Origin of the sequence: Leptolyngbya sp. ST-U4, from assembly GCF_039962215.1 — a bacterium.
Classification (GTDB): Bacteria; Cyanobacteriota; Cyanobacteriia; order Elainellales; family Elainellaceae; genus Leptolyngbya_A.
In genome coordinates this window covers 1-24027 of the sequence record NZ_JAMPKZ010000043.1, presented here as the reverse complement: position 1 = coordinate 24027, position 24027 = coordinate 1, and the positions used below count along the sequence as shown (strand labels likewise).

Genomic DNA, 24027 nt, shown 5'->3' with positions numbered 1-24027 from the left:
TCCTCCAATTCTCATCCAGCTAAAAAGGCTTGTGTCACTTTAGCTTGAGTCGATGAAAGTTGAAGCAGATAGAGGCTTCCAGACAAATTCACCCAGAGAGCAAAACCCGCAACCAGTTGAAGGTTATTTTCTCTAGGCATTACTAAACTGCCAGTCATGCCCGATATCGCGATGTTCAGCCATGATTCCTCTTAGCTAGTTCAGACAAGCTGCGTAATTGGTCCGCCACCATTGCTTGAACTGATCCCAATCCTCCCTGGAATTAGGCAGCTAATCCTTAAGTTCTTTAAGAGACTGCTTGAGTACAGGATCGTGGTCTAGGTCTAGGTCGAGGGCACGGGCGGGGCAAAGCAACCGATTTACTGCACGGAGACGACAGCGAATCGGACGAGTAGCAGCTGAGCATGGCAGCACAGTTCTCCAATTCTATACCTGAAAGGCTCTGCTGCCTTTACCTCTAACCATCTTGACTTGTTAGATTGCTCTATTCCTGACTTGTTGACTTGTCATACTTACATAAAGCTGACTTGCTATACATCCTGACTTGTTGTATTTATAGGTTGCTAACCTGCAAACAAGTTGGAGGCAAGGCTTGATGAAAATTGCCGTCGCTAACCAAAAAGGGGGCGTAGCGAAGACGACTTCTGTGATTTGCCTAGGGGGAGTGCTGATTAAAAGCTGCTCTTGCCTCGCGATCGACTTTGACCCACAAGGGAACCTGACAACCGGGCTGGGGGTTGAAGTGACAGAAGGTCAGCTCACCACCTACAACGTGATTACAGAACGTTCTTCTGCAAAGGAAGTGCTAGTTCCTACACGATCGGGCTTGACTCTACTTCCCTCTGATATTTCCCTTGCCAGTGCTGAGCCAGAGCTGATGTCTAAGATCGGAAACTTCTTTTTGCTGAAGGAAGTGCTGGAGCCGATCGAGAGTCAGTTTGACCATATCCTGATTGACTGCCCACCGAGCTTAGGGCTACTGACGGTCAATGCTCTAGCAGCAGCGGACGCTGTTTTAATTCCAGTGCAGTGTCAGTTTTTTGCCCTCAAAGGTTTGGCTGCTCTGTTGGAAACGATTCAAAGTGTCCAAAAGCGACTTAACCCAGACCTAAAGATCCTGGGAGTCCTGCCGACGATGGCGGAGCGGAATACCATCATGACTCAGGATGTGCTGACTTCACTCAAGGGTCGACTGAAGGACATTCCTATATTCGACCCAGTTCCCAAGTCTGTTAAGTTCCCAGAATCCAATGTTGCTGGGGAGCCAATTCATACCTACGCCGATGATTCCAAACTGGTGAAACCTTACCAGACGATCGCTAACACAATCATGGAAGTTCAGAGCAATGGCGCAAAGAAGAGCAAGGTTAAGCGATAACGACCCGCTTTCGCCAACCGATCGAGTGTTGGCAGGGTTTGAACGACATAGCAAGAAGACAAGTCAACTTGTTAACCAGCCAGAAAGTCAGGTAGATGCTAGCGGTGTTGGTCAGCAAGAAAGCAAGCTAGTAAGTCAGGAAGTTGAGAACCCTACAAGTCATCAAGTCAACAAGTCAAAAATTCAGGAAGTTGAGAAGCCGATTGCCGAAGAAGTTAACCAATCAACAAGTCAGAAAGCTGTAAAGTCATCCAGTCAGGTTGCTGTAAAGCCAGAGGAACCATCTGCTCCTATTCCTGCACCTGATCCTAAAGAAGTCAACCAGCCAACAAGTCAACCAGCTAGCAAGCCAACCATTCGCAAGGCAACATTCCAGATTAGCGATGCTGTTCTTCAACAGCTAGATACCTTTCACCTTCAGCTTCAGCTTGAACTGGGGAAGGCGAACGCTCCCTATAAAGAAGTGATTGTCGAAGAGGCGATCGCCCGGATTTTGACCCAAGCTCTCAGCGATCGTGCCAGCCTCATTACTACACTGCAAGAGCGACAGCAGCAGCGCGAGGCGTAGGGTTTCCCTTGTGCGGATGAAGGTTTGGTACTGAATGGATTACTACTTTAGGCAATGGCTGAACTTTTCAAGGGTGGAAGTGAATACGAACGCTTCCTGCGGGACTTAAAGGAGCGGATACGATCGGCTCAGGTACGTGCTGCTGTATCGGTGAATCGAGAATTAGTGCTACTTTACTGGCACATTGGACGCGAGATTTTGGTCCGTCAGCAGCAGCAGGGCTGGGGTGCGAAGGTCATTACTAAGTTGGCGAAGGACTTAAAGGCGGCATTCCCAGAAATGAAGGGTCTATCTCGCACCAACCTTCTGTATATGAGGGCATTCGCTGAGGCTTACCCAGATGAGCAAATAGTCCAGCAATCTGCTGGACAAATTCCCTGGTTCCATAACTGCACCCTACTCGATAGGGTTAAAGACCCAGACGCGCGGATGTGGTACGTCGAACAAACTATTAAAAGGGGGTGGAGCCGGGCTACATTGATCCATCAGATCGATCGCGGCAGCTACCAGCACCAGGGCGAGGCATTAACCAATTTCAAGGCAACTCTGTCTCAGTCTCAGTCAGACCTGGCGCAGCAGGTCTTGCGCGACCCGTATAACTTCGACTTTCTCAACCTGGGTAAGCAGGCGCAGGAGCGGGATCTCGAAAATGCCCTGGTGTCACACATCCGCGAATTCCTGCTGGAGTTGGGGATGGGATTTGCGTTCATCGGCAGTCAGTTTCCGATCCAAGTCAGTGGCAAGGACTTTAGGATCGACCTCTTGTTCTATCACTTCCGGCTGCATTGCTTTGTGGTTGTTGACCTAAAGACTGTTGAGTTTACGCCAGAGTTCAGCGGCAAGATGAATTTCTATGTGAGTGCGATCGATGAAATCCTTCGTAGCCCCCAGGACAACCCGACAATCGGGATCATCCTCTGCAAGACCTAGGACAAGACGATCGTGAAGTATGCCCTGCGCGACGTAAATAAACCGATCGGGGTTTCAACCTACCTGCTGCGAGACGTGCTGCCAGAGACGCTGCAAGGGGAGCTGCCGACGATCGAGGAGTTAGAGACGCAGCTCAATATTTTGAATGTGGAGATTGAGGACGGCATCAACGTAGAAGTTGAGGAGCTAGGGGACAGCGAATAACCTTCTACTCATCCCTACTGCCGAACAATTCATAAGTTATAGCGATCGCAGATGATGTGGATCAAGCTGCTTGTTTTTGGGGGCTAGTCTCACTCCTCGCTAGCCCCTGTTTTAGCAGACTACTCTAGCGTGAGTTAGCTCCAACTTCTCTGAGCCTTTCGAGGTGACGCTCTTCAGACAAGGGAGCCGCTAACTTTGAAATCTTCTCCATTAGACAAGGAGCAAAACGGTTTCCCCACACGGCAAGATGGCTTTGCCATCCCACCACAATCTCTGTCGAGTCCTTTTGCAGTCCCACCACAAGGGAGTGAGCCACTTTTTGGGGAGTGGTCGGCACTACCCATCGAAACCACTGAAAGTTCTTTACCATGTCCGTATCCGTTAGAGAAGGCAGAAGGGCAATCACCCGGATATTGTGAGCCGATAGCTCACTCCGCAGAGCTTGAGTAAACCCCAAAATTGCAAACTTCGTTGCCGAGTAGGTTGCCATCGTTGGAGCGGCAATCTTCCCCATCAGGCTGGACACATTGACGATCGTTCCTTGGCGCTGCACAGCCATCCGTCGGGCGATCAGTCGAGTCATCGTGTACATCCCCATCAAGTTAATTGCCATCTCTTCTTGAATATGCGGCAGTTGAGACTGCAAAAAGGGGGCTTGATAAGCAACTCCAGCACAGTTGACAAGCAGATGAACGGGTCCATAATCTCGCCAAGTTTGAGCGATCTTGATGCTCACCTCAACAGGCTGCGTTAAATCCAACGCGAGCGGAACAGCTTCGGCACCGAGATCTGCGATTTCTGCTGCGACTTCAATTAGGCGTGAATGAGTCCTTGCCACTAAAATGATTCGCTGTGCGCCTTGTTTGGCAAACTCTAGGGCGATCTCACGTCCAATGCCACGAGAAGCGCCCGTAACAAGAACGGTCTTTCCTTGAATATTCATGTGAAAGCCTCCGACGCTGAGATTTAGGGAGTCCTCAGCCTTTGCTGAACGAATAGAGGGTGTAAAAAAGCTGAGGAAGTCTTTACGGAAAATTGAGCTACGGCGAGCTAGATCGATTCACATCTATACTGCCTTGTCGTTCCACAGTGTACTTCTGGGATTCAGGGAATGGGGTTAGAGTCCAGGATGTAAAGCATAAGACATAACTCCTAGATGCAAGAATCAACCAGTGATCATTCGACTTGCACACGCTAACAAAGGGATCAAGTTGCTGCAATGTTTATTAACAAAAAGCTCAAATTGTGATGTTTCGCTATAAAAGCTCTCAGAATTTTCCAGTTTGCAAGCAGGGGCGACCGCTCCGCGCAGCCGCCAAAGGCAGATCGCTCCTTCTAACCTCGTGGAGATTGCCCAAACTTCAGAGCATGCGTCGAGTTTCAAATCAGAACGGCTCTTACTCATTTTTGGTAAAAAGCAGGGGCGATCGCTGGTTTCACAACAAAGCTTCGAGGTTTCAACGCGCCTCCACATTGCAATTTACCCAAAGTGCGTAAGAACCCAAAAAGCGTATTTATCTCTACCTGAAATCCACTCAACTAGACGATCGACCATGCCTGACTTCCCCACTAGCCCTGTTCTGCCGATCGTGATCGTACCCATCGAGGGTGGAAAGAAGGAGGAACCCCGGCGATCGGAACCGCCTGACTTACGCCATTGGCAGATCGATGAATTTTTACGGCAGACCGGAAAGGCAGAGAATACACAGCGTTGCCGGAGCGTTCAATGTTGCTGGCGCAAGACCCAAGGAATAAGGGGTAGTGTTCTAAAACGTTTGAGAGTGAGAGCCATCGGCAATTCTTGGGCAAGGATAACGGGGCAAGTCTAGAACTGAACAAAAGCTGAGAAGCAGTATTGCAGGTAAGTATAAAATCAGGATGAAATTTCAGCCCAAACCATTTCCTGCTAGTGGCTAGGCTACGGTGCCAAGGAGACAATCAGCTTTTTGGGTTCTACTAAATAACCTCTACCCAAAAATCAGCCGTAATAATTTCGCTATTACGGTTAAACTGTCCCCACAGTTTGTACCTTCCGGGCTGAGGAAATTGAGTGGCAAAGTGAATTTGGTTTGCTGGTGTATTCTGCACGGCATGAGCATGAATGTAGTTTTCTCGCGTTAATGCAGGAGACTGACGCAGAATCACTAGATGCCCCTTTTCACCGAGATAAGGTTGTAAATCAGTGATGGGTTGATGACTAGTTGCATCTTGCAGGTGAAACCGTAGAACAACCTCTTCCCCTGCTCGGAGCGTTGCTTGAGTTGAAGCAAAACCAACAATAGTTTCATTAAAGGTTTTGGTACGGCTCCAATTGACTTGAGCAACAGAAGTATCGTCTCCAGCAACACGGGTTTTTAATACAGAAACCTGTTCTGGCTGTCCTGTAGGTTGGTAATCGCTGAACAGTGTGTAGCCGCCGGACTGAGGAAACTGTGCTTCAACCTCAAATTGTCCATTACCTTTGTACACAGGATGAAGATGCTGAAAGACTTGCAGATCGTCGCTGACAGCGATCAAGTGCATCATCTTCTCTTGAAACTGGTCGAATTGAGCAATCGCTTCTCCGTTCTCATCCTGTACATTAATCTGAAGGATGGTAGGAATATTAGGAGTAATTACACCAGTTGTTGTAAGTTTTGCTTGAGTTGATGCAGAAGTGTTTGCATGACCATCGCCATGCTCACCATGACTTGCGGTGTAAGTTGTGGAATGGCTGTGATTCGTTTCTTCTGCGTGAGCCGCATTTGGGTGAGTTGTCGTTGTCATAGTAGGTTCCTCCTTGACTTGAGCGAGTTGTGTACAACCTTGAACAATTGATAAAGTCGCGACGATAGCGCTCGCAGTTGCTATGCGATTCATTCTTGACTCCAGCTGTAATTTGATAAAAGGAATATTGTGAGGAGTAATAGAGAGTAAAGATTCTCTTTAATAAATGACAATGGAAACTGTTGAGTCGTGTTGATAATGTTGCACTCACCGCTTTTTACTCTTGTCGTTATCCTAGAATCTCTAGCTGGCTGGAGAGTCAAGCCCCCAGTCAAGAATTTCCTGACTGCTGAATCAAGCTTGCTTATCAACCACAATTCAAATTCAACAGAAAACAGTCCATGGGTTCTATGAAAAACCTCATGGACTGGTACTTTTATCAGAAGTAAGGGTCTATTCTAAACTCGTTCAATAATCGGACAAATTGTTTCTTCAGGATGTTCGGGCAGGGCCTCCCAATTGGATAGAAGCCCATTTAATTCCTGTTTGAGAATCTGTAATTGTTGAATCTGCTGCTCGATCTGGGAAAGCTTGTCTTCTAATTTTACTTTGATCTGATCACACGGTAAATCCCCTTGATCATGCACCTCTAGAAACTCTTTAATCTCTAACAGGCTTAAACCTAACCCCTGGGCGCGCTTGATAAACCGTAAACGACCAAATACATCTGAGTTGAATAATCGGTAGTTGCCCTCTGTTCTGCCAAACGTCTTGAGCAATCCCAACTCGTCGTAATAGCGAATGGTTTTGATCGGCAGCCCACCCTCTTTCGCTACTAAACCAATTCGTTTCAAGGTTTCTTGAGCTAACATAACAACCTCACCAATGCAATAGTTTTATCCTAAACTCTCCAGCTAGCTAGAGAGTCAAGCTCTATTGATGCTAATCTGTTCAAGGATTTTAATGAGGAAGAACAGCAGCAGAAAGCCATTGGAGAGATCGCGGTTGAAACCCTAGTTCTCGTTTTGCTCTAGCGTTCGATGCCTCTCTTAACTTCAGGTTGCTGCTTGTTCCCCCATGTTGGACGCTTGAACACACTTTGCTATTATGGAAAGCCCTCAAAAGAAGCTTCAAAACCATCGCCATCGGGGGAAGCGCACATGATGCCCGCTTGAATCTTATCGCTGGGTAGATAGGTCAACCTAAACAGTCTATATTCTAAAGTGTCATCTCGGTAAGAGATGTGAATGGCTTCCCGGCGACGTTCGACTCGCAGGTGTAGGACTTCGGGCGGGTTGAGTAGCGGAATCATAGACCAGTCGGAATAGCCGTGGGTAACGACAGCGCTCAGATTTTGCACTTCATCGACAAACTCAATACCAGTTTTTATCCAATGTTTTTCGTCAACCCGGAGCATGATTCCAGCCTGATCATAGAGATTTTTGTAGTTCCCATGAATGCCAACCTCCATTACAAAATCAGTGCTAAAGGTATCGAAGTAAAAGTGACCTGAGTCGCGAATGAAGCCATAGTGAGTTGTACGCCAAAAGTCCGTTTTGGGAGAGGTTTTAACGATCAGCCTATTACTTGAATGGAACCATTCAGTCGGTTCATTGAGCCATTGCATGGAATACCTCCAGTGTATATGTATGATTGTTTAGGGTTGCCAAAAATTTTCATCACTGACTTTCCTGAATACTGGTGATTCTATCCAGCAAGGCTGTACGAACCTGTTTCAAACTATCGCTTTGTTCTTCTATTTCTTCTAGCTGAACTAACAGCATTGCGAGAATTCTGCGATCGCCTTGTAGATGCAAAGCAGGCTGCCATGGTTGAGTTTGAAAAAGCAGGTTGTTCATTGGCTCACTCCTGAAAACGGTTTGGGCTATCCATTACCAAGTCTTGGCTAACTCCATCAAACGAGCGATCGCTGTCTCAGTTGCTTGTTGCTGCATCTCGCCCCCCATTCCTTGATAGGGAACTTCGACGTATTCCACATCCTGAATGCCCAAAAAATTCAAGATGAACTGTAGGTAGGGCACACAAAAATCCATTGCGCCTGCTGGCGTTCCGGGAGCGTAGCTGCCAGTACGAGAACTGATAATGAGAGCTTTCTTTCCGGTTAGTAAACCATTAAAGGTTGCGGTGTCACGGTTGTACTCCACGGTACGACCCACGCGAATAATATTGTCAAAGTAGGCTTTTAGATTTGCAGGAATTCCGAAGTTATACATGGGAACCCCAAGCACAATGCAATCGGCTTCAAACAGTTCAGCAATCAAGGTATCTGATTCTACCAACAATGCCTTTGTCTCTTCCGTTTGGTCTGGCAATGGGGTCAGATTGGCTGCAACCCAGTCAGAGGTGATCAGAGCAGGCGGTTGTTGTCCTAAATCTCGCAGTTGGTGCTGAGCTTCAGGATGAAAAGACTGCCACTGGTAAATGAACTTGGAAAGAAGAGTACGAGAAACAGATCGCTCTTGACGAACACTAGACTGAACTTCTAACAGTTGCATGGCAATTCTTCGATAAGGTTGACTAAGTACAAAAATGGTGTGAATCGGATCTAATTAGAATGCTGACGATCGAGCTGAGTTAGAGCGATCGCTATAATCAACAAAGCAATGGCAAAGACTCTAGAGAAATTGAGCGGATGAGTTGGAACACCAAACCAACCAAACTGATCAATGACAAGAGACATAATCATTTGACTACAGACCACCGCTAAGGTTGCTGTCGTTAAGCCGAGTTTTGGGACGGTTAATGTACTTAAGCTGACAAACGTAGCGCCTAGCAATCCACCTAAAAACGCCCACCAGGGAACGTTAGCGAACTGTTGCAGATTGGGCAATTTGAAAAGTCCTGATGCAATCAAGAGCGTTAAGATGCTGAACCCAACTAGAAAGTTAATTGCAGTAGCAGCAATCGGAGAGTGTAACGTTTGCTTTAGGCGAGCATTCGCAGCCGACCCGATCGCTAAAAAACTACCCGCTGAACCTGCACCAACGATTGCTAACAAAATATCCATAATGCACAAGGAATGAATTACTGCGCCAAAAAGAAAATCGCGACCATTAACAGACCAACTGCAACGCGACGATAGCGAGTTAGGCGATGCCGAGGTAGTCCCAACCAACCAGAATGATCGGCAATAATGCCTGCGATCGCCTGTCCAAACACAACAAATCCCAGCGTTAATGTTGTGCCTAGCGTAGAGATGAAATAAGCACTGGAGGCAATGTACCAGGCCCCGAAAACACCTCCAGCCAAACTCCAATGAGGTGCTTTCGGTAACGCAAACCAATCAGGATGATCAAACCGTTGCGTGAGCAGCAAAATAGCTAATGCCAAGAAGCCAACCAGGTAAGAAACGCTAGCAGCCAAAGGAGCAGAAGTCAGCGATCGCGCTAACTGTGCATTCATGCTGGCTTGAATCGGTAGCAAAACGCCACTTAACAGCGACAACAAAAGATACAGGCAAATTTGACAGCGAAACCAGAGGCTCCGCGATCGCAACAGCGGTAAGAAGCTCATAACTGAAACAGGGGGTGAGTGAATTGCAGCGAGGGAGATCCTGAAATCTAGAGCGTTAACGAGCAGAAGATTTGGAACTCATTTTTTATCTTGATATCAAGATAATTGAGGTAAAGATAAAAGTCAAGAATCTCGATATCAAGATATAGTAACCTCATGAAACACGATCGCATTGATGATATTTTGGAGCAATGGCAACGCGAGTCTCCGCAGCTAGATGTCTCTGCTCTTGCAGTGACAGGGCGAGTCATGCGGATTGCTCGTTTACTGGAAAAGCACCGAGAATCCGTCCTGGCGGAATATGGGTTAAACGTCTGGTCGTTTGATATGTTGGCGACGCTGAGACGACAGGGACCACCCTATCAACTCAAACCAACCGATCTCTATGAACTGCTGATGCTTTCATCAGGGGCGATGACTAACCGAATCGATCGCCTAGAACAAGATGGGGTTGTCGTTCGCATTCGTGATCCAGAAGATCGGCGCAGTGTCAGTGTGCAACTGACTTCCAAAGGAATTGAACTGACGGATACCGTCATGCCTGTTCTGTTTGGACGAGAAAAACAATTTCTAGAGCAGTTTACGAAGATGGAGGCTCAAATGTTGACGAAATTGTTGCGTCAGTTTTTGTTGGTATTTGACACGAATAGCAGGTGACACACTCTTACTTTCTGCTTGTTTGTGCCAAACTTAAGCGACTGCCTTCTCAGGATTAGAGTGTTGAGGCGCATGAACTTCAATCACCCCGCGATTCATCTTCATGCCACACATAAACTCATATTCGCCAGGTTGCTCCGGTATAAACTCAACCGTCGTGGTTTCAGGCTCAAAGTCAACGGCGATCGCAAAATCTGGAATTAACAACTGGTCATAGCAACTGCTGGAATTTTGGCGATCGAATTGCAAACGAACAGGATGTCCCGCTTCAACGATGACTCGCTTGGGTTGATAACCCCTAGCAACAGTAACTTTAGCCTCTTGAACGCCTGCTGGAGTTAGAGTAGCTGCAACACTAGATGTAGAATCTGCTGAGCTTTCAGGGTGATGAGTTAGTGTAGAAACCGAGGTAATTGGGGCAGCAGCAACTGGCTCTCTAGACTGTACTTCCACCACACCTCGGAACATATTCATGCCACAAGTGAACTCGTATCTACCGGGTTTGTCAGACGTGAATTCGATCGCTGTCACCTGATTGAGTGGTAGATCTTGAGCGATTCGGAAATCAGGGAGCCGGACTTCCTCTAAGCAACTGCTGGGATCTTTGCGATCGAAGTTTAATCGTACAGGTTGTCCTGCTTGCACAACAATTTGGCTCGGTTCGTAACCACCATCAACAGTAACGGTAATTTCCTGAACGCCACCTTGGGTCGCGGCTTTACGCGATTTTGGCTTGCTTAGCAGAAACCACCAAAGTTCTAACCCAATTAACCCTAACCCCCCGGCAGTCACAGTTCCTTTCACCCACAGCGGTTGGTCAATGCGTTGAAACTCTCCAAGCTGTTCTCTAGTCTGCATCTCTTCGTGAGACATTTGGGCGATAGCTGCACCAGAGGTTGTTCCCAGTACCACGCTCAGAGTTGCAATACCGCCCAAAATTGCTGATTGCTTAATCATTTGAATACCTCCTAAATTGCTTCTACGATCGTTCCTGAAAGAACGCCTAATAAAAAACCAAAGCCTGCTAATGTGCTGAAGAATGTGATGTGTTTGAGCATGGTTATCTCCTGAGTTGCGTAGTTGGAGGTTAGTGATCGGTAACTGGCAATCGTTGAATTTCTCGCCGATTACCGATCGTCACCTATCGGTTTCCAACGGGTTTGAAGTTCCGCAATCGCAAAGCATTCGTTACGACAGACACTGAACTAAATGCCATTGCTGCACCCGCAATAATTGGACTGAGTAACCAACCAAAAACTGGGTAAAGAATCCCTGCGGCGATCGGGATGCCAGCCACGTTGTAAATGAAGGCGAAGAACAGGTTTTGTTTGATGTTGCGAATCGTGGCACGGCTTAATTGAATTGCAGTCAGGATGCCTTGTAAGTCACCAGAGATAAGCGTGATGTCACTAGCTGCGATCGCCACATCCGTTCCAGTTCCGATCGCAATTCCCACATCGGCTTGAGCCAGAGCAGGGGCATCATTAATGCCATCCCCTACCATTGCAACTATCTTGCCTTCAGACTGAATCGTTTCAACGGTTGCTGCTTTTTGATCCGGACGAACTTCGGCAAAGACTCGTTGGATTCCGACCTCACGGGCAATGACATTCGCAGTCCGCTGGTTGTCACCCGTGAGCATCACTACCTCTAAGCCCATTTTTTGCAGGGTGCCAATCGCAGTCACAGAGGAGGGTTTGACTGCATCGGCAATGCCCATAATGCCTTCAACTTTTCCATCCACCGCAATCCAGATCACCGTCTTGCCTAGAGATTCCAACTTATCCCACTGTTGCTGCAATGCGCTGGTATCAACTCCTAACTCATTCATCCAACGGTGAGTACCAATTTGAATCCAACGGTCAGAAACATAGCCCTGTACGCCACTTCCGGCAATTGCTTCAAACTCTTGTACGTCTGCTACCTCAACCCCTTGAGATTGAGCATATTGCACCACAGCTTCTGCTAGAGGATGTTCAGAGTTTCGTTCAACTGATGCAGCTAATTGCAACAACTTAAGTTCATTACTGTTGGCTGTACCATTAACCGTGACGTAATCTGTGGTGGTAGGTTTGCCTTGAGTAATCGTGCCTGTTTTATCCAGAACGATTGTTTGCAGCTTGTGTGCTAACTCAAGGCTTTCCGCCCCTTTGATCAGAATGCCATTTTCCGCCCCTTTGCCCGTGCCAACCATAATTGAGGTGGGTGTAGCAAGACCGAGGGCACAAGGACAAGCAATGATCAGTACACCAACGGTTGTAATCAACGCCATTGTCACGTTGCCCATAATATTGAACCAGAGAATGAAGGTGAGAATGGCGATCGCAATCACCGCAGGCACAAACCATCCCGTGACCTGGTCAGCAAGGCGTTGAATCGGAGCTTTTGAACCTTGAGCTTGCTGCACCAGTTTTACAATTTGGGCGAGAAACGTATCTTTGCCCACTCGTGTTGCCCGGAACTGAAAGCTTCCCGTCCTATTGATGGTGGCTCCGATCACTTCATCGCCAGGATGCTTCTTCACAGGTAGGCTCTCACCCGTCACCATTGCCTCATCGATCGTCGAGGAACCTTCTACAATTTCGCCATCGACCGGAATTTTTTCACCAGGGCGAACAAGGACGATATCTCCGAGAACTACTTCAGCGATCGGAACATCCACTTCTCGACCATTGCGAATCACTCGTGCGGTCTTCGCCTGTAATCCCATGAGCTTCCGAATCGCTTCTGAGGTTTGTCCTTTTGCCCGGTTCTCTAGCAATCGTCCGAGCAGGAGCAAAGCAATGATGACCGCAGCCGCTTCAAAGTACACATTAGGTCGAAGTGCCTGAGTAATGAACCACTGGGGATTGAAAGTGGGAAATAGGGAATATAGATAGGCAGTGCCTGTACCAACGGCAACCAGAGTATCCATCGTGGCAGTATGTCGTTTCAATGCTTTCCAGGCATTGATAAAGAACCCACTGCCTGCCCAAAATAGGACTGGAGCCGTTAGCACAAGCTGGAACCAGGGATCGTGCAGCCACATGGGGATGAAGGGAATTGGTAAGCCCGTCATGGCAGGCAGCGAACCAATCACCAAGACCGCACTGATCACACCGCTAACCCAGACTCGACGGGTTAGCTTTTGGTTTTCCGCTTGGCGTTCACGCCGTTCAGCATCATCTTCAGGAGCAAGCACATCATCTTGGATGGGGAGAGCCGAATAACCTGCTTCATCAACCGCTTCCTGGATTGCAGCAACATCTGTTTTGCTTGGATCGTAGGAGACGGCTGCCTGTTCCGCTCCAAAATTGACATTGCACGCTTCAACCCCAGGAACAGAACGAATTGCTTCCTCAATGTTGTTGGCACAGGAGGCACAACTCATCCCTCTCAGTTTTAAGGTTGCGTTTTCCATGTAAACCTCCTATGCGACGGTATAGCCAGCAGCGGTGATAGCTTGTTTAATAGCTGTCTCGGTGGCTTGTGTTTCAATATTGACCTGTTTAGTTTTGGTGTCAGCTTGAACCGTAGCAGCAGGGTCGATCGCCTTCACGGTTTGAGTAATTGTGTCGCTGCAAGCTGAGCAAGCCATGTTGAGAACCGTGAGTTGAAAAGTCATGATTGGAACCTCTGAATTCGCTATGACTCCATGTTCCAGTGTCTAGCCCACTGGAGAGTCAAGAGGGTAATAGCAACTTTGGCTAGTCCGCCTTGAAAACAAATTAAGTTCAATTTGTGGATTGCTTGTCATAGATGACGTAAAGCGCATGTCCTCTCACAGACGAACTAAGATTTATACCTTTTGAAAGACCATAAATTTCATCCTGATTTTATTTTTCTCTACCACTATTACAACTTGTAATAAACAAGCTGTAACTGAAAAACTACAGCTTGATCATTCTGATGATGGAAAAAGCAAGAAAAAAGATAAGAAGAATAAGAAGAAATAGCTTTCAATTGACCTATTTTGATAACGTAATCGCCTTCTCTGCTCTTGATTTCGTTGACGAAGTACTGAGGAGTGATATGACAGTTGGGAGTGTAAAACAAAGGGCCGGATACTGTTGGCGAACCTCAATTGGGATCACATCAGCTATTTTAGAAGCAAATCTTTATATTGCTCAGGGTGAATTGCCATGTCCCTCGCGTTTGAGCCAATCCCTCCCGTTCCTCATGAAACGGTGTTTTCATATGTTTGGGGCGCTGGCGGAGTTTGAGCGGAATTTAATTCGGGAACGAACTCAAGCAGGGCTACAAGCGGCAAGAGCCAGAGGCAGGAAAGGGGGACGACAGCAAAAGTTGACTGCATAAGAGATTGAGATTAGACGATCGCTGGCAGCAGACCCGAAGCGATCGGTCACGTCAATTTGTGAACATCTTGGAATTAGTCGTCCGACCTACTACCGCTACATCAGTCCCGAAATGAGCAACATTGCCGAAAATAACCCTTGAGCGATCGGGTGTAGTATATTCAAACGCTTATTCCACCAAGGTCGGGATTAGATAAACTGCTAAACTAACTCATTTTCGGCAATCATAGAGGTGGTAACGTTCTTGATCAGCGGTTGTAAAAGACTTTGCAGCTCCACCAATCCTCAGGCAACTCGTAACCGCTCAACATCCTTCATCGGTGGCGTGCCAAACATGCGGGAGTATTCGCGACTGAACTGAGAAGGACTCTCGTAACCCACTTGATACGCCGCCTGGGTTGCATCCGCATTCTCAGTCAGCATCAACCGCCGGGCTTCCAATAGCCTCAACTGCTTCTGATATTGCAACGGACTCATCGAGGTCACTGCCTTAAAGTGCCGATGAAATGTTGCAGAAGACATCCTCGCTTGCTTTGCCAAATCATCCATGCTCAATGGTTTTGTAAACTCAGCTTTGATCTGGTTAATCACCGCTGCAATGCGCTGCATATGGCTGCCGGAGGTCGCAATCTGCCAAACCGCTTCGTTCTGCTCGCTCATCAAAAGACGATAGTAGAGTTCGCGAATCATCATCGGTGCCAGGAATGGAATATCCTCGGGCGTATCCAGCAGTCGTGCGAGGCGGGTGGCACATTCAATCAACGGGGCATTTACATCGCTCACGAATAAGCCTCTCACTGAACTTTCTTTCTTATCTGGACTACGCTGAAGTTGGTCGATAATCTCCCAAAGCTGGGTCGCATCCAGGCTTAACTTAAAGCAGAGATACGGCTTATCCGGTGTCGCTTCGACAATATATCCACTCAGCGGCAGATCGACTGTGACTACAAGATATTGAGCCGCACCATAGTGATAAGTTTCTTGACCTAGTAGGGTTTCTTTTTGACCCTGAACAATAATGCAAAGCGTTGGTTCATACACCGCGCGAAGTGCAGTAGAAGCTGTAGATTCCCGCATGAATTCTAACTGCGGGATCGCCGTTGCATGGGTACCGTTTCCTTTGCCATCCGTGTGGCGGTTCACTAATTCCGCTAGTGCTTGACAAGCATCAATCGTCGTCTTGCGCTTTAGGGCTTCATCTGCCATACCCAGTCCTCGTCAATGCTTAACGGCGTATCGTGAGACATTCCTCTCATCGTTTTGCTGTACCTATTATAGAGAAAATTTTTGAGCACCACCTTGCTGGCTGAGAAAATTAGGCAAGAACCTGCAAAGTTTATGTATTTAGACCCTTTTGCCCAAGCCCTATTATGAATTCATGCCAGAAAGGCAATGAAAGGATAAGGCAATAAAGGAGATAGAAAAATGACTCAGAAAACTTGGTTGGTTACCGGTGCTTCTCGGGGAATTGGAGCCGAAATCGCGAAAGCCGTTTTGGCAGCAGGAGATCAACTCATTGCAACTTCTCGTAAAAAGACTGATTTACAACAATTTGAGTCAAATCCGAATGTGTTGACCCTTAGCCTGGATGTGACTGACGAGGCTCAGGTGCAAGCGGCCGTGGCAGCAGCGCTCGATCGCTTTGGGCAAATCGATGTGTTAGTCAACAATGCCGGATTCGGTATCCTCGGCGGTGTCGAAGAAACCAGTGCAGAAGAAGTTGAGCGGGTCTATCGCACTAACGTCTTCGGGCTGTTGAATATGACCCGTGCGGTATTGCCCAGTATGCGTCAGCGCCGCTCTGGACACATTATTAACCTCTCGTCGATTGGGGGCTACCGCTCTACTCCGGGGTGGGGCGTCTACTCCTCAACCAAGTTTGCGGTTGAAGGCATTACCGAAGCGCTGCATGATGAATTAGCGCCTCTGGGCATCCATGCCACTGTAGTCGAGCCGGGATACTTCCGGACCAATTTCCTTGATGGCAGCTCGCTCCAGCGCACAGCAGAGATTCCGGATTACGCGGAGACGGTTGGTAAAGTTCGTAAAATCGCCTCTGAGCTGAGCTATCAACAACCGGGAGACCCCACCAAGCTAGCCCAAGCGATGCTGCAGCTCGCCAATGCTGATACGCCACCCCTACGGTTGCCGCTCGGGACCGACACCCTTCGAGCCATTGCCCAGAAAAACGCCTACGTTGAGCAAGAAACAACACAATGGCGTGCACTGGCTGAATCTACGGATTACAGATAAAGGCACGCAGTAGGGTAAAGGAAGAATCGCGAATGAATGCTTCAAGTTCTCGGTGGCAGCATTACGTCCTATAGAGAACTTGAGGCACATCCTTTAGAAACTAAGTTGTGATGGTTTCTCATCGAGATGCTGTTACCAAACTCATAGAATATGCTGCAACCGCAGGGTAGAAAAGCACCATACTGTCAAAACGGTAGTACCGTAAACAACCGCTTCACCGCGAAATTAAATTGCTCCTAATGCTTTTAATATCGATTGTTGAGCAGTCGTCAACCCCTTTGCACCTTGAATATTCATACCTTCATAAAGGCGATCGCCTTTCACCGTTTTGATACAGCGCCCTGTAGCAACATCCCACAGTTTCATCGTGCGATCGAAGCTCCCACTTAATAAAATTTGACCGTCGGGGCTGAAGACAACCGATGCAATCCAACTGGCTTGCCCACCCATCACATGAAGGCATTCCCCCGTCTTCAAATTCCAGAGGCGAACGGTTTGGTCATCACTGCCACTGGCAATAGTTTGACCATCAGGGCTAATAGCAATGGTAAACGCGATGCTGGTATGCCCCTGTAATGTCCTTAGACAGGCTCCGCTTTGCACATCCCACAATCGAACCGTCTGGTCAAAGCTGCCGCTTACTAGAATCGGCTCGGTTGGATGAAAGGCTAGCGCGTAAACCCCGCCCTTGTGTCCTTCTATCACCCGTAGGCACTCCCCGGTCTGCACGTCCCATAGCCGAATCGTTTGGTCATAGCTGCCACTTGCTAGAGTTCGACCTCGGGGATCAAAGGCGATCGCCCGCATGCTGCTCTGATGACCCTGTAGCACGTGTAAGCATTGGTGAGTTTGCACATCCCACAGACGTACTGTTCGGTCACGGCTGCTGCTTGCCAGGGTTTGCCCAACGGGGTTAAACAGCACCGCTAACACAGGAGCATCATGAGCAATCCAGCGATCGCCCTGTCCTGTTTGCACATCCCATACAAAAATGGAGCCATCTTCCCCGTTGGTGGCGATGGTTTGACCATCCGGGCTAAAGCTTAAATTTGAAATTAGGCTGTTTTCTCTGTACAGGGTTTTGTAGGGAGGCGAACTGAGTAGTTCTCTATCAACCTGCCATTGCCATAAATGAATCATTCCCGTTTGACTACTACTACTGGCAAGCAGTTGATTCGGTGATCCAGTTCCCGCTGAGGCAAAATCATTCTGATTCTGAGCTGCTGTAACTGTGACAGGACTAAAAATTAAGGCGTGTTCTCCATAGGTATAACCGCTTAACGTTTTGAGGCTTTGCCCACTCGGCATCTGCCACAGCCGCACGGTTCGATCCTGGTTGGCGCTGATCAAGACCTGACCATCGGCACTGATAGCAAGCGCCAGAGCAGATACCGTCTGTTCGCCCAGAATATTCGTACAGTATCCGTCTTGGACATTCCAAAGCCGAAGGGTGCCATCATCACTGCTGCTTACTAAAGTGTCGCTCTCTGGACTAAATACAATATTCCGAACCCAGTCTAAAGTGTCGCTCTTTGGACTAAATACAATGTTCCGAACCCAATTGGTATGCCCCCGCAGCGATAATTCAGGATTAAATGAATGAGTTTTAGAATTAGGCGGATGAATCCATAGTTGAATGCAGCCATCAAGGCCGCCACTTGCCAATCGTTGACCATCCGGGCTGTAGCGCACGCAGCGAATACCGGAAGAATGCCCTTGCAGCACATTTAGGCATTTTCCAGTCTCAACATCCCAAATCCGAATCGAGGTATCCTTACTGCCACTGGCTAGAATTGGATGGTTGGGTGAGAAGTGAACGGAATAAACGTTTTTGGTGTGTCCTTTCAAAACGTGCAAGCAGTCACCCTGTAAATTCCACACTCTTGCGGTTTGATCATCACTACCACTGGCTAACCATTGACGATTAGCGCTAAAGCTTAAAGACCAAATTCGACTCGTATGCCCTGTCGAAATCCACAAACACTGACCACTTTGCACATTCCACAACCGTACAGTCGCATCATTACCGCCACTCGCCAGTGTCGTGCCATCGGGACTAAATGCAACAGCCCAAACTCCACCGCGATGTCCTTCAAATGTTGCAATGAGTTGATTGGATGCAACATTCCACAAATACACAAAACCGTTGATATCGCCCACGGCAAAAACTTGACCATCTGGGCTAATATCAACCGATGTTGGCACCCCCAAGGTCTCCGAAAACAGGGATGTTGCTAAATCAGAATTTTGAAAATTGACCCCTACCAAATTAATCTGCCGCAGGTCGGCTTGCCGCACTACGAGTTCAGAAAAATCGGAACCCTGCAAATCTACTTTGAGCTGCACCAGCAGATTTATTAAGTTCCCGGCCGCATATCCTGCTCCATATTCTGATCGTTGTTGTGCGAGAAGTAACCTTGCTCTATTTTCAACTTCTGACACATTTCGGTAAGCCGATAAAAGCCATTCCATTACAGGCTGCAAAATTAATCGCAGTTGCATTTCTCGGATATAGTCTTTCGCCTGTACTCGAATCAATGAATGACTTTGCCATACATCAAGCTGTCGGGTTGTAAATTCTGTACAGACCTGTTGTATCAACCGTTCTGTGACATATTCCATCACAACGGGCTGCAAGAAAAATAATCCATCCGTTTTTTCGAGCAGCGACCGCCGGAGCAGTGAATTTACTTGTTGGGGAACGGTTTGTTGTAAGGCTGCACCGATAATGTTTTCACGAATCTCTGCGATCGCCACCGGCTCTCGATGAATGGCAAACCAGTAGAGAATTTTCTGTTCCTCTGCCAATAGGCGATTGAATTGGCGATCGAGCAGATCGCGGATGTCTTCAAAGACAAAAACGCCCTGCTCAAGATAGGTTAGAACCTCTGCAACACTGCCGTCGAACAAATCTTGCGTAGCAGCTGCAACCAACTTCAGCGCCAGAGGATTGCCGCCATAGTGATTGACCAAGGTGTGCCACTCGGCTTGTGAACCTGTAAACGCTCCTTTTTGCTGAAAAATGGCGCGTCCATCATCGGGCGTGAGTCCGCTGAGAGAAAGTGATCGCACTACGCTCTGTTTGCCCTCCAACATGGCAATTTCCCGTGGCTTTTCGCGACTAGTCAGCAAGCAGCAGCTTTGATGGGGCGTTTCTCCCAGCGTTCTTAAAAACTGTCCATAAGCCTCATAGCCCGATCTCCACTGACCCACCTGCTCACTGTGCAAAATGGTTTCAGCATTATCCAAAATCAACAGACACCGCTGCGATCGCAGATACTCCATCACCTTCGACAACTTTCCGTCCACCGTTGTAGGAATGACAGGATCGTCTCCTTGAAGCGGCATCAAAAATTTCAGCAGGCTGGTTAGCAGGTCATCGAAGGAAGGGGCATTGGCAAGCGATCGCCACACGATCACATCAAATTCAGACTGCATCTGCAGGGCTGCTTTGACGGCGATCGTGCTTTTGCCAATTCCTCCAATTCCAAGCAGTCCAACCACGCGGCAGCGGTCTACCACCATCCACTGCCACAGCTGCGCCAGCTCGGTTTCACGACCATAAAACACAGAAGCATCGACAGCGCTATCCCAGTTTTGCTGAGGGTTCGCTGGCTGACTAGACAACGCTTCCACCGATGCGATCGGAGAAACATGATCGGTCTTTAATAATTCCAGTCCAAAGGATTGGAAGAGAATTTCTAACGACTGGCGATCGACCCCCAGTTCACGCTTCAGAATACGGGCCAGGGTGTTGAGAGATAACCCAGTGCGTTCATTCAGATCTTCCTGGGTAAGCCGCTTACCCCAGTTTTCCTCCGACTCTACCTGCTGCTTTGCCGCTTGAAACCGTTGCCATCCATGGGGTGACAGAACGACTCCCCTCGCCCGTGCAGAGGGGGCTCTACTGCGTCTGGGTTTTTGGGTCTTATCCATGGTTTAGACAGCCAAGGGTTAAAAGGAGTAAACCTTCTAAGCGGAGTGCGGTTGCCCTGCGAGGGTATCAAGTTTCAGATACTTAGCGTGTGTTCCAGGGCAACTTTGATCAAATATCTGCCTTTAGGTATAGAAGCACTGCCTCAGCTTATCTCAGTGCTTAACGCAGAGAACTTGAGTGTTCTGAATTGGGCCCACGTTGAACAATAGGACCAACAGAGGGCACCAAGCTCTCTTCCTATCCCCTTCTACAAAGGACAGTGAGGAAACAGCTATGACACAGTCAACCCATACAGAACGGCTTATCTTAGTCACCGGCGCTACAGGCAATCAGGGCAGTGCGATCGCCCGTCATCTTTTGCAACGCGGCAATTTCAAGGTTCGCGCCTTGGTGCGTGACTCCAACAAGCCTGCAGCTCAAGCCCTCCAACAAGCAGGCGCAGAACTCGTGGTCGGAGATCTCAACGATCGCGATTCCCTCGATCGCGCTTTGCAAGGTGCCTACGGTGTTTTTTCACTACAGATCTTTCAAGATGGCTTAGACACCGAAATCCGTCAGGGCAAAGCGGTTGCAGACGCAGCGAAAGCGGCGAACATCCAGCATTTCGTCTACAGTTCGGTGGGTAGCGCCGAACGCAACACAGGTGTTCCGCATTTTGACAGCAAGTTTCAAGTCGAAGAATACATTCGAGCCAGCGAGTTGCCTTACACAATCCTGCGGCCCGTTTTCTTCTTCTACAACTACAACATGCTGCGCTCGATGGTTGAGACCGGAACGCTCTTTCAGCCATTGAGTCCTGAAACGAAGTTGCAGCAGCTTTCTGAAGAAGATTATGGGGAGATGGTCGCTGATGTATTCGATCACCCCGCAGACTTCATGAAGGGCGAAATTGAACTTGCCAGTGTGGACATGACCATGCCGGAAGTCGCTGCTGCGTTCAGCCGTGTTTTAGGCAAACCCGTCCAATACCAACAAATCCCGTTTGAGACGTTTGAGCAGCAAATTGGAGAGGAACTGACCATTATGTATCGCTGGTTTGAGAACGTTGGCTACGGGGCAGATTTAACCCAGTTGAAGCGTAATTTTTCTGCACAGACCGACTTTGAATCTTATTTGCGCGACCACGATTGGCAGAACCAGCCAGAAGCGTAGCCGATGTCGGGTCAATGATCCTTTGAAATCGCTTAAAGACCGAGAACAACAAGGTAACTGTTGAGTCAGCACCTTCGTTCCTTTGAACCTAACCCATACCAATTTAGGAGAAATCCCATGAGCACGATCACGACGCAAGATGGCACACAGATTTACTACAAAGATTGGGGTACAGGAAAACCCGTTGTCTTTAGCCACGGATGGCCTCTGAATTCTGATAGCTGGGAAGCTCAAATGCTGTTTCTAGCAGACCACGGGTTTCGGGCGATCGCTCATGATCGTCGCGGCCATGGACGCTCAAGTCAGCCCTGGAACGGCAACGAGATGGATACCTATGCTGACGACCTCGCGACGCTGATTGAAACGCTAGACCTCACCGATGCCACGCTGATTGGCTTTTCGACCGGCGGCGGCGAAGTAGCCCGCTACATTGGCCGCCATGGCACCAGCCGAGTTGCTAAAGCAGCGCTGATCTCAGCGGTACCCCCGCTCATGGTGAAAACAGAGGCCAATCCCGATGGCTTGCCCATCGAGGTGTTCGACGGTCTGCGGGCGGGCTCCATCGTCGATCGCTCGCAGCTCTATCGCGACCTGGCTAGCGGCCCCTTCTTTGGATTTAATCGTCCTGGGGCCAAGGTCTCCCAGGGCATGATCGACTGGTTCTGGCTCCAGGGCATGCAGGCAGGACACAAGAACGCTTTCGACAGCATCAAGGCCTTTTCTGAAACCGATTTCACTGAAGATCTGAAAAAGTTCGACGTGCCCACCCTCATCCTCCACGGTGATGATGACCAGATTGTACCAATTGGAGCCGCTGCGATCGCTGCCGCCAAGCTGGTGAAGCATTCCACCCTGAAAATCTATCCCGGCGCACCCCACGGTTTAACCGATACGCACAAAGAACAACTCAACAACGACCTTCTATCGTTCCTCAAGGACTGACACCGGACGTTGAGGTGAGACATCGTTCTTAGAGGGATAAACCCCGGTGTAAGCATCAGCAATGATTCGCTGCAAGTACTGGGGACTGTATTCAAAGAGATTCAATTTTAGGAGTAGAACCCATGAAATTAAAGCCAATCAATCAGCAAGTAGTCGCCATCGTTGGCGCTTCTAGCGGAATTGGCAGGGAGACAGCCCTGCGGTTTGCTAAAAAAGGCGCAAAAGTTGTTGTTGCTGCTCGTAGCGAGTCTGGGTTGGCAACGTTGGTGAATCAGATTAAAGAGCTAGGTGGAGACGCGATCGCCGTCATTGCTGATGTCAGCGAGTTTGAACAGGTGAAAGCGATCGCCGATCAGGCCATTGCCACTTACGGACGACTTGATACCTGGGTACATGTCTCTGGAACCAGCGTTGTTGCACCGTTTGACCAAGTCACACCGGAAGAATTTAGAAGAGTTCTCGATGTGAACCTGAATGGACAGGCCTATGGCGCAATGGTGGCTTTACCACACCTCAAACAAGGCGGCGGCGCGCTCATTCATGTTTCCTCGTTAGCGGCGAGGGTGCCGTTTCCCTTGCAAAGTCCCTATGCAGCTTCCAAGCATGGCATAGCAGGCTTTTTAGACTCCCTGCGAATTGAATTGCAGCACCAAAAACAGCCGATCAGCGTCACGAATGTGATGCCCGCTATCACGAATACACCCATCTTCAATAAAATTCGGACAAAGATGGGCGTAGAGCCGGCTGGATTACCGCCCTACAACAAACCCAGCACCGTTGCCGATGCCATTTTATATGTGGCTGAGCATCCTACTCGCGACTTTGTTGTAGGTGATATGGGGCGAGTATTAGAGATGCTGCAACGCATTGCCCCGGCAATTGTCGATCGCTTATTTCTTCAGGTTGGCTTTACTGCTCAACTGTCCGGTGAGCCAAAATCACCAGATGCACCTGACAACCTATATGGCCCACTCTCTGGTTACGACGTTGTAGAGGGCGACTTTGGCAAGTTGAGCGTACCCAGCTTCACGGATTGGCTCGATCGCAATCCACCTATCAAATGGAGCGCGATCACAGTAGTTGCTACCAGCGGATTGATTGCCATGCTGGGAGGCATTTCAGGATAAAGACCGTGTTGTTATGGTGTCGCAACCAAGCATGGCGTGACGGTTGATTTTACGTTAGTGCATGCGGTTGCGATTGCCTAACTTAATCCAATAGCAAGTTTTAATTTCCTCTTACTTTCAACTCGACGCAAACAGTATTTTGGAGAGAACAATTGTGAAAGATTACAGATCGATGGGGCTTGAAGGCATACTTCAAGAAGCCTACACAGTTAAGATTGGCGAGTATATTAGACTTGTCGGGAAATAAGCAAGAATAGAAGGCAGAAATGGGATAAGCAAATGCTGGATATTGAACGGGTGCTGACACAAGACCGCTTGCTGCGCGCTTTAACTGGCTTGAATCG

Annotated in this window: 23 protein-coding genes and 1 pseudogene; 10 read left to right on the top strand and 14 right to left on the bottom strand. The window is 48.4% G+C overall.

The window, feature by feature from the left end; translation table 11 throughout:
• Window positions 1-595 precede the first annotated feature (595 nt).
• The 3 genes and pseudogenes from NDA02_RS25745 to NDA02_RS25735 all read left to right on the top strand — a co-directional run bounded on the left by NDA02_RS25745 (window position 596) and on the right by NDA02_RS25735 (window position 3080).
• On the top strand, window positions 596-1378 hold the full coding sequence (locus NDA02_RS25745; protein ID WP_190792151.1) for an AAA family ATPase: 783 nt from the start codon (window positions 596-598) through the stop codon (window positions 1376-1378).
• Window positions 1347-1946: a hypothetical protein gene (locus tag NDA02_RS25740; RefSeq protein WP_190792152.1), complete on the top strand. Its 600-nt coding sequence runs from the start codon at window positions 1347-1349 to the stop codon at window positions 1944-1946. The genes NDA02_RS25745 and NDA02_RS25740 overlap by 32 nt, the downstream gene beginning before the upstream one ends.
• 54 nt (window positions 1947-2000) lie before the next feature.
• Window positions 2001-3080: pseudogene (locus tag NDA02_RS25735) on the top strand (PDDEXK nuclease domain-containing protein).
• A 124-nt stretch (window positions 3081-3204) separates the two neighbouring features.
• On the opposite strand, the gene NDA02_RS25730 reads toward NDA02_RS25735, so the two are convergent.
• The 9 genes from NDA02_RS25730 to NDA02_RS25690 form a co-directional block, all read right to left on the bottom strand.
• The gene (locus tag NDA02_RS25730; RefSeq protein ID WP_190792153.1) at window positions 3205-4023 is read right to left on the bottom strand and encodes an SDR family NAD(P)-dependent oxidoreductase; all 819 of its coding nucleotides are present in this window, start codon (window positions 4021-4023) and stop codon (window positions 3205-3207) included.
• 626 nt (window positions 4024-4649) lie between these two features.
• Complete coding sequence (locus NDA02_RS25725) at window positions 4650-4787, bottom strand: hypothetical protein (protein ID WP_190792154.1); 138 nt, start codon at window positions 4785-4787, stop codon at window positions 4650-4652.
• A gap of 249 nt (window positions 4788-5036) precedes the next feature.
• Complete coding sequence (locus NDA02_RS25720) at window positions 5037-5846, bottom strand: hypothetical protein (RefSeq protein ID WP_242067354.1); 810 nt, start codon at window positions 5844-5846, stop codon at window positions 5037-5039.
• A gap of 398 nt (window positions 5847-6244) precedes the next feature.
• Complete coding sequence (locus NDA02_RS25715; protein ID WP_190792156.1) at window positions 6245-6658, bottom strand: MerR family DNA-binding protein; 414 nt, start codon at window positions 6656-6658, stop codon at window positions 6245-6247.
• A gap of 233 nt (window positions 6659-6891) precedes the next feature.
• Complete coding sequence (locus NDA02_RS25710) at window positions 6892-7413, bottom strand: DUF1349 domain-containing protein (protein ID WP_190792157.1); 522 nt, start codon at window positions 7411-7413, stop codon at window positions 6892-6894.
• A gap of 52 nt (window positions 7414-7465) precedes the next feature.
• The gene (locus tag NDA02_RS25705) at window positions 7466-7645 is read right to left on the bottom strand and encodes a hypothetical protein (RefSeq protein ID WP_190792158.1); all 180 of its coding nucleotides are present in this window, start codon (window positions 7643-7645) and stop codon (window positions 7466-7468) included.
• Between the two features lie 33 nt (window positions 7646-7678).
• Complete coding sequence (locus NDA02_RS25700; protein ID WP_190792159.1) at window positions 7679-8302, bottom strand: NAD(P)H-dependent oxidoreductase; 624 nt, start codon at window positions 8300-8302, stop codon at window positions 7679-7681.
• 50 nt (window positions 8303-8352) lie between these two features.
• On the bottom strand, window positions 8353-8814 hold the full coding sequence (locus NDA02_RS25695; protein ID WP_190792160.1) for a DMT family transporter: 462 nt from the start codon (window positions 8812-8814) through the stop codon (window positions 8353-8355).
• Window positions 8815-8831: 17 nt separating this feature from the next.
• A complete protein-coding gene (locus tag NDA02_RS25690; protein WP_190792161.1) occupies window positions 8832-9320 on the bottom strand; it encodes a DMT family transporter in 489 nt (162 codons plus the stop codon).
• 156 nt (window positions 9321-9476) lie between these two features.
• Between NDA02_RS25690 and NDA02_RS25685 the strand changes: the two genes are divergently transcribed.
• Complete coding sequence (locus tag NDA02_RS25685; RefSeq protein ID WP_190792162.1) at window positions 9477-9977, top strand: MarR family transcriptional regulator; 501 nt, start codon at window positions 9477-9479, stop codon at window positions 9975-9977.
• Between the two features lie 33 nt (window positions 9978-10010).
• Here the strand turns inward: NDA02_RS25685 and NDA02_RS25680 are convergent, their stop codons facing one another.
• From NDA02_RS25680 to NDA02_RS25670, 3 genes are all read right to left on the bottom strand, one after another.
• Window positions 10011-10934 (bottom strand): cupredoxin domain-containing protein, encoded by a 924-nt coding sequence (locus NDA02_RS25680; protein WP_190792163.1) that lies wholly within the window; start codon window positions 10932-10934, stop codon window positions 10011-10013.
• 184 nt (window positions 10935-11118) lie between these two features.
• On the bottom strand, window positions 11119-13377 hold the full coding sequence (locus tag NDA02_RS25675; protein ID WP_190792164.1) for a heavy metal translocating P-type ATPase: 2259 nt from the start codon (window positions 13375-13377) through the stop codon (window positions 11119-11121).
• A gap of 9 nt (window positions 13378-13386) precedes the next feature.
• Entirely contained in the window at window positions 13387-13581 is a 195-nt protein-coding gene (locus tag NDA02_RS25670) for a heavy-metal-associated domain-containing protein (protein ID WP_190792165.1), read from the bottom strand.
• A gap of 284 nt (window positions 13582-13865) precedes the next feature.
• On the opposite strand from NDA02_RS25670, the gene NDA02_RS25665 reads away from it, so the two are divergent.
• Together NDA02_RS25665 and NDA02_RS25660 are read left to right on the top strand one after the other, a co-directional pair.
• Window positions 13866-14273 carry a recombinase family protein gene (locus NDA02_RS25665; protein ID WP_190792166.1) on the top strand — a complete coding sequence of 136 codons (408 nt, stop codon included), beginning with the start codon at window positions 13866-13868 and terminating at the stop codon, window positions 14271-14273.
• A 3-nt stretch (window positions 14274-14276) separates the two neighbouring features.
• Complete coding sequence (locus NDA02_RS25660) at window positions 14277-14414, top strand: helix-turn-helix domain-containing protein (RefSeq protein ID WP_348249402.1); 138 nt, start codon at window positions 14277-14279, stop codon at window positions 14412-14414.
• Window positions 14415-14557: 143 nt separating this feature from the next.
• Here NDA02_RS25660 and NDA02_RS25655 read toward each other — a convergent pair whose 3' ends face one another.
• The gene (locus NDA02_RS25655) at window positions 14558-15478 is read right to left on the bottom strand and encodes an AraC family transcriptional regulator (protein ID WP_190792167.1); all 921 of its coding nucleotides are present in this window, start codon (window positions 15476-15478) and stop codon (window positions 14558-14560) included.
• Window positions 15479-15697: 219 nt separating this feature from the next.
• Here NDA02_RS25655 and NDA02_RS25650 point away from each other — a divergent pair, with 219 nt between their 5' ends.
• Window positions 15698-16525, top strand: a complete 828-nt coding sequence (locus tag NDA02_RS25650; RefSeq protein WP_190793318.1) for an oxidoreductase — start codon at window positions 15698-15700, stop codon at window positions 16523-16525.
• 225 nt (window positions 16526-16750) lie between these two features.
• On the opposite strand, the gene NDA02_RS25645 is transcribed toward NDA02_RS25650, so the two are convergent.
• Complete coding sequence (locus NDA02_RS25645) at window positions 16751-20461, bottom strand: NB-ARC domain-containing protein (RefSeq protein ID WP_190793319.1); 3711 nt, start codon at window positions 20459-20461, stop codon at window positions 16751-16753.
• 274 nt (window positions 20462-20735) lie between these two features.
• Here NDA02_RS25645 and NDA02_RS25640 point away from each other — a divergent pair, with 274 nt between their 5' ends.
• The 3 genes from NDA02_RS25640 to NDA02_RS25630 all read left to right on the top strand — a co-directional run bounded on the left by NDA02_RS25640 (window position 20736) and on the right by NDA02_RS25630 (window position 23683).
• Window positions 20736-21614, top strand: a complete 879-nt coding sequence (locus NDA02_RS25640) for an NmrA/HSCARG family protein (protein ID WP_190793320.1) — start codon at window positions 20736-20738, stop codon at window positions 21612-21614.
• Window positions 21615-21731: 117 nt separating this feature from the next.
• The gene (locus NDA02_RS25635) at window positions 21732-22556 is read left to right on the top strand and encodes an alpha/beta hydrolase (RefSeq protein WP_190793321.1); all 825 of its coding nucleotides are present in this window, start codon (window positions 21732-21734) and stop codon (window positions 22554-22556) included.
• Between the two features lie 122 nt (window positions 22557-22678).
• Entirely contained in the window at window positions 22679-23683 is a 1005-nt protein-coding gene (locus NDA02_RS25630) for an SDR family oxidoreductase (RefSeq protein ID WP_190793322.1), read from the top strand.
• The last annotated feature ends 344 nt before the right edge of the window (window positions 23684-24027 follow it).

Bases quoted from the DNA above. Each gene is read 5' to 3' on its own strand.
- NDA02_RS25715 (WP_190792156.1), bottom strand. From the start codon at position 6,658: ATGTTAGCTCAAGAAACCTTGAAACGAATTGGTTTAGTAGCGAAAGAG.
- NDA02_RS25730 (WP_190792153.1), bottom strand. From the start codon at position 4,023: ATGAATATTCAAGGAAAGACCGTTCTTGTTACGGGCGCTTCTCGTGGC.
- NDA02_RS25705 (WP_190792158.1), bottom strand. From the start codon at position 7,645: ATGAACAACCTGCTTTTTCAAACTCAACCATGGCAGCCTGCTTTGCAT.
- NDA02_RS25745 (WP_190792151.1), top strand. From the start codon at position 596: ATGAAAATTGCCGTCGCTAACCAAAAAGGGGGCGTAGCGAAGACGACT.
- NDA02_RS25700 (WP_190792159.1), bottom strand. From the start codon at position 8,302: ATGCAACTGTTAGAAGTTCAGTCTAGTGTTCGTCAAGAGCGATCTGTT.
- NDA02_RS25720 (WP_242067354.1), bottom strand. From the start codon at position 5,846: ATGACAACGACAACTCACCCAAATGCGGCTCACGCAGAAGAAACGAAT.
- NDA02_RS25655 (WP_190792167.1), bottom strand. From the start codon at position 15,478: ATGGCAGATGAAGCCCTAAAGCGCAAGACGACGATTGATGCTTGTCAA.
- NDA02_RS25710 (WP_190792157.1), bottom strand. From the start codon at position 7,413: ATGCAATGGCTCAATGAACCGACTGAATGGTTCCATTCAAGTAATAGG.
- NDA02_RS25680 (WP_190792163.1), bottom strand. From the start codon at position 10,934: ATGATTAAGCAATCAGCAATTTTGGGCGGTATTGCAACTCTGAGCGTG.
- NDA02_RS25650 (WP_190793318.1), top strand. From the start codon at position 15,698: ATGACTCAGAAAACTTGGTTGGTTACCGGTGCTTCTCGGGGAATTGGA.
- NDA02_RS25690 (WP_190792161.1), bottom strand. From the start codon at position 9,320: ATGAGCTTCTTACCGCTGTTGCGATCGCGGAGCCTCTGGTTTCGCTGT.
- NDA02_RS25675 (WP_190792164.1), bottom strand. From the start codon at position 13,377: ATGGAAAACGCAACCTTAAAACTGAGAGGGATGAGTTGTGCCTCCTGT.
- NDA02_RS25640 (WP_190793320.1), top strand. From the start codon at position 20,736: ATGACACAGTCAACCCATACAGAACGGCTTATCTTAGTCACCGGCGCT.
- NDA02_RS25740 (WP_190792152.1), top strand. From the start codon at position 1,347: ATGGCGCAAAGAAGAGCAAGGTTAAGCGATAACGACCCGCTTTCGCCA.
- NDA02_RS25665 (WP_190792166.1), top strand. From the start codon at position 13,866: ATGATGGAAAAAGCAAGAAAAAAGATAAGAAGAATAAGAAGAAATAGC.
- NDA02_RS25630 (WP_190793322.1), top strand. From the start codon at position 22,679: ATGAAATTAAAGCCAATCAATCAGCAAGTAGTCGCCATCGTTGGCGCT.
- NDA02_RS25695 (WP_190792160.1), bottom strand. From the start codon at position 8,814: ATGGATATTTTGTTAGCAATCGTTGGTGCAGGTTCAGCGGGTAGTTTT.
- NDA02_RS25645 (WP_190793319.1), bottom strand. From the start codon at position 20,461: ATGGATAAGACCCAAAAACCCAGACGCAGTAGAGCCCCCTCTGCACGG.
- NDA02_RS25635 (WP_190793321.1), top strand. From the start codon at position 21,732: ATGAGCACGATCACGACGCAAGATGGCACACAGATTTACTACAAAGAT.
- NDA02_RS25670 (WP_190792165.1), bottom strand. From the start codon at position 13,581: ATGACTTTTCAACTCACGGTTCTCAACATGGCTTGCTCAGCTTGCAGC.
- NDA02_RS25685 (WP_190792162.1), top strand. From the start codon at position 9,477: ATGAAACACGATCGCATTGATGATATTTTGGAGCAATGGCAACGCGAG.